Source organism: Shewanella sp. 125m-1, assembly GCF_052977065.1.
Map to the genome: position 1 here is coordinate 87,382 of NZ_JBRILT010000014.1, position 7,406 is coordinate 94,787.

General features: G+C 43.0%; 7 protein-coding genes. 4 read left to right on the forward strand and 3 right to left on the reverse strand.

Translation table 11 applies throughout. The features are described from left to right. Positions 1-26: 26 nt before the first annotated feature. A complete protein-coding gene (locus ACVBIK_RS08790) occupies positions 27-959 on the forward strand; it encodes a LysR family transcriptional regulator (protein ID WP_447160822.1) in 933 nt (310 codons plus the stop codon). Next, a complete protein-coding gene (locus ACVBIK_RS08795) occupies positions 956-1,894 on the forward strand; it encodes a LysR substrate-binding domain-containing protein (protein ID WP_447163869.1) in 939 nt (312 codons plus the stop codon). The genes ACVBIK_RS08790 and ACVBIK_RS08795 overlap by 4 nt, the downstream gene beginning before the upstream one ends. Before the next feature lie 27 nt (positions 1,895-1,921). Here ACVBIK_RS08795 and ACVBIK_RS08800 read toward each other — a convergent pair whose 3' ends face one another. Next, positions 1,922-2,806, reverse strand: a complete 885-nt coding sequence (locus tag ACVBIK_RS08800; protein ID WP_447163868.1) for a radical SAM protein — start codon at positions 2,804-2,806, stop codon at positions 1,922-1,924. 177 nt (positions 2,807-2,983) lie between these two features. Here ACVBIK_RS08800 and ACVBIK_RS08805 point away from each other — a divergent pair, with 177 nt between their 5' ends. Continuing rightward, positions 2,984-3,229, forward strand: coding sequence for a hypothetical protein (locus ACVBIK_RS08805; RefSeq protein ID WP_447160819.1), 246 nt, complete (start codon positions 2,984-2,986; stop codon positions 3,227-3,229). Positions 3,230-3,288: 59 nt separating this feature from the next. Here the strand turns inward: ACVBIK_RS08805 and ACVBIK_RS08810 are convergent, their stop codons facing one another. Beyond that, complete coding sequence (locus ACVBIK_RS08810) at positions 3,289-3,747, reverse strand: GNAT family N-acetyltransferase (RefSeq protein ID WP_447160818.1); 459 nt, start codon at positions 3,745-3,747, stop codon at positions 3,289-3,291. 139 nt (positions 3,748-3,886) lie between these two features. Further along, positions 3,887-5,722: a multiheme c-type cytochrome gene (locus ACVBIK_RS08815; RefSeq protein ID WP_447169497.1), complete on the reverse strand. Its 1,836-nt coding sequence runs from the start codon at positions 5,720-5,722 to the stop codon at positions 3,887-3,889. Positions 5,723-6,517: 795 nt separating this feature from the next. On the opposite strand from ACVBIK_RS08815, the gene ACVBIK_RS08820 reads away from it, so the two are divergent. Next, a complete protein-coding gene (locus tag ACVBIK_RS08820) occupies positions 6,518-7,246 on the forward strand; it encodes a YebC/PmpR family DNA-binding transcriptional regulator (protein WP_447160816.1) in 729 nt (242 codons plus the stop codon). Positions 7,247-7,406 lie beyond the last annotated feature (160 nt).

The window sequence follows — 7,406 nt, forward strand, 5'->3', positions numbered from 1 at the left end:
ATTGTTAATAGGGACTAGGTAACATAATGCTTACTCAGCTTAATCTTGAACGTCTTAAAAATTGCGACCTCAATTTATTACTTGCCCTTGCTGTCTTGCTAAAAGAGGCTCATGTTTCTAATGCCGCTAAACATCTAGGCCTTTCCCAGTCAGCGATGAGTCAAATACTCAAACGCTTACGATTAATGTTTGCCGACCCATTACTGCTAAAGAGCAACAATGGCATGACACTAACCAACAAAGCGCAAGCCATTGCTTTGGAGTTAACCCCCTTACTAGACAAAACAGCTCGATTATTAGAAGCCGAACATTTCAACCCCAAAACGGCTCAAGGGCGCATCCGATTCATTATGAACGATATTACCGCCCAGCTGATTATTGCGCCATTAATTGAGCTCATGAGTGAACAGGCTCCCGGTATTGAACTAGAATATATTTCTCAAAATGCCAACGGATTTCAACTACTCAGACGTGGGCAAGCTGATGTCGTTATTGGCTTTTACGATAATGTCTCCACTCCAATTGTTAGCACTGCAATAGGTCGAGCACCTTGGCAAATGGTCACCCACAAAACGACCAATCAGAAAAACCTTCACTCAGACAAAGATGCAATTAAGCTATTACGCTATCAATTTCAAGAGCATAACCAATTACACTCCATTGAAGCGCTAGAGGACCTAAATGCACTCGATGCCGCTTATACCTTAACGACAAATTCATTAAGTGCCCTGCTTTATGCCCTACAAACAAATAATACCGTCACCTTACTGCCGCATTTTGCTATGAGAATTTTGCCTGAAGATGAGACTCAAAATTTCGACTGGTTAGGTTCACCGATTAATCTTGAGCTAAAAGTCTGCTGGGATCGCCATCAAAGAGCCCCTGAATTACAACAATGGTTTAGACGTCAGATCATCGCACTATGCCATAAACATCTACTTGTAGAAAAAGCCTTATGAACCCAACAGATTTAAAAATTATTCAGCAATGCGACTTAAACTTATTACTCAGTTTAGCCATTTTGATTGAAGAGCAAAGCGTCTCTAAAAGTGCTGAAAGGCTAGATATATCTCAGCCAGCGATGAGTCAAAATTTAAAAAAACTTCGCGCCGTTTTTGATGACCCACTATTTGTAAAACAGGGACAAGGCATTAAGGCTACCAGTAAAGCATTACGCCTCTATAGTTCACTCACAGAATGGCTGCAACTGAGTGAGCGGCTCATCTCTCAGAGCGCGTTCGATCCAATGAAAAGTCATGGGGTGATCCGTATTGCGTTTATGGACGACCTCACCCAGACAATGATCCCGATGCTGCTAGATAAAATACTCATGTCAGCGCCTAATGTAGAGCTCGAATTTGTCCATAAACCCAAGGATGTTTTTTCCTTGCTAGAGTCCGGTGAGATTGATATCGCAGCAGCGGGCACAGATACGCCTCCAGCCAATATCCATGGGCGCCATATCAGTAGTGATAATTACTGTGCCGCCTATAGTCGACATCATCCTTTAGCTAAAATTAAGCAACCGACATTAGCGCAAATTTTTGCATATGATACCGCCGAGTATTCAGCTTCAAACTCAGTTGAAGCTGAGATAACTCAACTGGCATTACATAACCAGTTGCAGCGTAAAATCACCCTTATTAGTGGCTCGTTTCAAGTATTGTTACAAGGCTTGCTAGCAGGCAAACATGTCGGTTTTGTATCGCAGCGAACGCTGGCATCAGAAAAGTGGCAATCGAGATTAGAAGCGGTAGTGCTTAAAGAGCTGCCTCAACTAGACAGCACCCTTTACTGGCATGCCAGAGTTCACAAAGACCCGTTAATCCAGTGGTTTAAAGACCAGTGCTTAGATGTCGCGAACACATTAAAACAGCAAAGCAACATAAACTAGGTTGGCAATACCAAGAGTATTAAATCCTTACAGCCCTCTTTGCCACTCTTGCCGTAACTGAATTCGCTCAGGAGTATTCATTGCGGCCGCAACTTGCTCCACCAATGCCTGTTTATCTTTGCCCAGCACACCTTTTAACACCAGGTAATTAGAAGCATGGTCTGACCGAAATACGGTCTTCTCTAGCTCAAGATGGCTCAATAGCGTATGCATCTCCTCAAACAATTGAGACTGGTTGGGTAACCGAAACTCGCCATCAAAAGCCGCGTCCATCCTCTGTGTGCCTAAAGGCAATGTCACCACTAAGGTCGACAGATATTCTGGTTGTGCTGCGTTCATCAACTTGGCCGAATTCTCGGCGTGCTGCCTTGATAATTCAACACCACCTAAGCCATTTAAAATCATCACTGACGCTTTGATCCCCGCGGCTTTAATTTTCTGTAATGCCGCTAAGGAAGATGCAAAGGTTTCACCTTTATTGATCCTAGCCAGCACTTCATCATCACCACTCTCGCAGCCAATATAAAGCAAACTTAACCCAAGCTCTCTTAACCGTTGCAACTGTTCAGGGGTCTTATTATTGATATTACGAGGCAAACAGTAGCTGCTTATTCGAGTCACATTCGGGAGATATTGTTTTATCAACAAACAGATGCTTTCGAGGCGTGCGAAGGGCAGCGTCATCGCATCACCATCGGCTAAGAAAACCCGAGAGATATGTGCTGATGAGTTAGCTACGGCAATAAGATCTTGCTCTATCTTGTCAGCCTTTTGCGCCCTAAAACGCTTCTGCGGCTCAGTGTACATATCGCAAAAACTACATTGATTCCAACTACAGCCATTGGTCACCTGTAAGATCAGCGACTTCCATTCTGATGGTGGACGAAATACAGGTTCAATATAGCTAAGCACTGCTAACTCCTTAATACGTTTGTTGTATAGATTTAAAAAGTTGACCAATTTTCACTAAAAAAAACAACTATTTTCTGAATAACCCCATGCCTAACTGCTTAAAAAACGGTTATATTAGACAGCCGTTGTATAATTAATATCTAGTGATATAAACACGCTAACTTATAGAGAGATATTATGCTAATTGCATTACATTCTAAAGAAAAGCGAGGGACTGCACTTGCTCATGATACTCATTGGGATACCATGAGCGCAGAGCAAAAGATTGCTCTGTATGATCTACATAAATTTGGCTTCAGGCTACTTTTTGTCCGTCATCTGTCTGCTGGGCCACTCGCGTTTATTATGCAAAACAAAACGCTTGCAGTGATCAGTAAAAATGGTGATGTCGACTACAAGCCAGAAGTAACGCTAAGAGCTTAAACCTGCTGCTCAATGATCAATAAAAAAGCGCACCTATGTGCGCTTTTCTGCATTTGAAATTAGTGTTTAAGCGTTAACAACATATCCAAATGTGGGATCCCATCTTCTAAATACATCTCAGAGACCGGCTCAAAACCTAAGTGTTGGTAAAAGCCTTTTAAGTGCTCTTGGCCGCCAAGCTGAATATTATGCTCAGGCCACTTCTTGCTCGAAATCGCAATCGCTTTTTGCATCAATGTATGCGCAATACCACCACCACGAGCAGCCTCAGCCACAATCACTCGACCAATACTCGCATCTGGATAACTCACGCCAGGCGCGAGCACTCGAGCATAGGCTTGAATAATGCCTTGCTCATTAACTCCTAAAAGATGCTGAGTCTGACTCAGGCGATCTTTATTATCGAGTTCAGGATAAGGGCAGTTTTGCTCTACCACAAATACGTCAACTCTGAGTTTTAACAAATCATACAATTCATTCAATGAAAGCTCAGAAAAAGATAAAGATTTCCAAAGCATAGGAAGCACTCCTAAACAACGCAATAGAGCAGCAGTCTAGCACTTCATCAGGATAAAAACAGAAATTAAAAAGGGCTCTGTATAAGAGCCCAAAAAAGATATGGGTTAGCTAATTGCAGGGAGCGCTAACCCTTACTTTTTATTCTTTGCGGTCAAATACGTGGTATTTTTCAATACCGTATGAACGACCTTCAGCATGGCAAGTTGCACAAGATTCTGACGTACCTTGGCTGTACCAGTCACCCTTAGTATCTACCGGAATATTGATTTCACCACCATTTGACTTCATATGGTTCAGCGCCTGATCACTATCATGACAAGCATAGCAATTTGCCGTTACTGGACTTGATGCGACACCGGAAGTACCGCCGTTGAACGCTTTAGACAACATGTACTGGTTTGGCACCGCGTTAAGATCAATCCCCTCGGCATGACACGCCACACAGTTTTCAGCATTTAGCTTAGTGGCTGAGTTTGGCTCACCCGTTATCGCAGAGCTACCTTCGCCCCAATGCATACTGTGGACCATAGGACCAAAGCCTGGTGCTGAATTCTTAGAGCTACGGTCTTGACCATTGTTATGACACGCCACACAACCTAAGCCACCGTCGGCATAGCTGCCGTTTTTATGGTAGTTAGTTTCGTTGTTATGACAAGTGCTACAGCTATCAATCGTAACGCTATGGCGACGCTCATATAACGTACCCGACATCATGTCAGAATAACCATGAAGTGTGACGCCATCATAACTAGCATCTGAGCCAAAGTTAAAGGTGATACGTGAGCTGGCCATTAATTCAGGGAATGTTGCATCCAAGCTAGCAAAACAGATCGACGCAGTCCCGTTAGCATCGTACGTTGTAGTGCTCGTTCTCGCTGCGCGGCCAACAATTGATGCATTATCATAGCCGTGTAAATAAGCCCCTAAATAAGAGACAGTGCCATCAGCCTGCAACGTTTCTAGATTTAGCTGTTCTTCACCTTTAAATAAAGCGATATCAGTACAATAGCCACCATCAGCAGCCATATAAGGCGCTGAAACTGTTGCAGCATGCTCATCACGTACCAGAGCTTTTTCCGCAACTTTCTTATGGAATAAACGCACATCATCAGACTCACTAAAGCCACTATACGTCATCGCAACGGCCGCCGTGCCGACACCAGCAGCATCGTGACAGTCGGTACAAGTACTCATGCTATTAACCTTAGTTATAGGCTCAGCATGACAGGTATAACAATTGGCTGGTTCGAAATCTTTTTCAAATTTCTGGTGATTGATATGACCAATCTTTTGCATTGAGTTACGCGCATAACCACCGTCATCACGCACCACATTGCCGTGGCACACCATACAACCCGCGACTAAGTCAGTTTCACCGTCAGTGTTAATTGCGGTGTAGCTTGGATGCTTTAAGTTAGATGCGGCGTAATCGACGTGACAACCATGACAGGTTGCCGTTGATGTGGTGTGTAGGCCTTCTGACTTATCAACCACGATATAATTTGACTTAGCAATATTCTCACCGCCACCAACAGCGATACGAATGATGCCTTCTGTACCAGCGTTGACTGCTGGCATAGGCGCTAAAAACTCATAACGGCCATCTTCAGTCATGGTCAAGCTCGCACCTTCGGTAGCCTCATTAGCGCTGCCACCTACGATTGTCCCCTCAAAATCGGGGCGACTCCGTGCGATGCCTTTATCGGTCAAAGCCGCCACTTCAGCGCTCACTTTTTCAAGCCCACTTACCAGTAAGCCTTCTTCGTTGGTCACTTCAAACTCAAAGCGTACAGCGCCCTCTTCAAGCGTATAGCCAAGCATTGCAACATTAGTGGCTTCAGTAACCTCGACAACCGGTGGTAGAGGACTGGTGCCATCTTCACCATCATTACCGTCTTTACCATCGCTACAGGCAGCTAGACCGAAAGCGGTGGCAACGATTAACGCCACACTGCATTTATTAAATTTTTTCATCATCACTCCATAATTTTTATTAAGTCGTGATCTTTTACTCCCCCGCAAATACCTTATTAGTAGTAACAGCTTATTTTTGTGACTAATTTCTCAACAACCTATTTATTACGAGGTAGAGTTCACATAAATAAACACACATAAATAATACGCTAATCATTTAATGTTCAATTAATTACACCACAACAAGCACTTAAAAATAAAATGTAGTTAAAACAATAACTAACAAATCAAAATCGGTATAAAACTTGATGGGAAAATAACAGGCAGAAGTAATGGATTTAATAATTAATTAATCGAGTGGCATACTGTAAAGCAACGTTCAAAATAATAATGATAAACATTTAAAATAATAGATTGTCAGTTTAAGTTAAATAACCGATTAACATCGCGCAATACAAACGCAATTAAAATAAAAATACAATGCAAGCACAATACAAAAACTTAAACACAACCCTGACAACAGCTGTAATCGAAGCCTCACATTAACTGGGCATATTTACCGGCATCAATAACACTCAAAAGGGAGGGGGACAGTGAGAAAAAAATGAACAGACTGCATACTAGCCATGTTCATAAAGTAACGTATAAACGCACTTACCGCCCCACGAATGAGTGCCCGAAAGAACAAAGCAAACAACAGGAAACACTAGGCCGGTGGTCTTTAGTACTCTTAGTTACTGCTATTAAACAAAATTAATCGCTGCGTTTAGCATTTTTAAAGGCCTGCGGCTGATTTATTTCGATAAAGCTGCTAACATTGCTGGCAATTTTTTAAGCTTAGTGAGAAAGATCAAGATGGGCAGAGCATACCAAAACAAGAAAGAATCCATGGCGAAAACCGCTGGGCAAAAAACCAGAATCTATTCTCGATACGGGAAAGAGCTGTACGTTTGCGCCAAGAATGGTGGTTTCGATCCTGACGGCAACCTTGCGCTTCGCACCATGATTGCCAAAGCAAAGAAAGACCAAGTACCTGCACACGTTATTGAGCGTGCTATTGAAAAAGCCCGTGGCGGCGGTGGTGAAGATTATGAAACTGCACGCTATGAAGGTTTTGGTCCTGGCGGTTGCATGGTTATTGCCGACTGCTTAACTGATAACGTTAAGCGTACTTTCACTGAAGTTCGCCAAGCATTCGTTAAAAATGATGCTAAGCTCGGCGGCCCTGGTACTGTTGGTCATATGTTCGATCATCAAGCGGTATTCGTATTCGCCGGTGATGACGAAGATGCCATCCTTGAAATGCTAATGATGGCTGACGTTGATGTATCTGACGTAGAGTTAGAAGATGGCATGATCAGCGTATACGCGCCGCATACAGAATTCTTCAAAGTGAAAACAGCATTAGCTGCTGAGCTACCAGAAGACACTGACTATGTTATGGAAGAAATTACTTTCTTACCACAGACAATGACTGCTATTACTGATGCAGAAGAGATTGAGCAGTTCGAAAAGTTCCTTGCTGCCCTTGAAGATTGTGATGACGTACAGAACGTCTACCACAATGCAGAATTACCGAACTAGTTCAGGTTAGCTAAATACGCTTCAATGCTCACTCGCTAATGATGATTGGCATAAAATAAGCAAAAGAAAAGGCACTCTATGAGTTAATGCCGTTCACTTAAGGTGAACGGCATTTTTATTTTTGGCATACCGTTGAGGCCTTGGTTTTACTGTTCTGGGG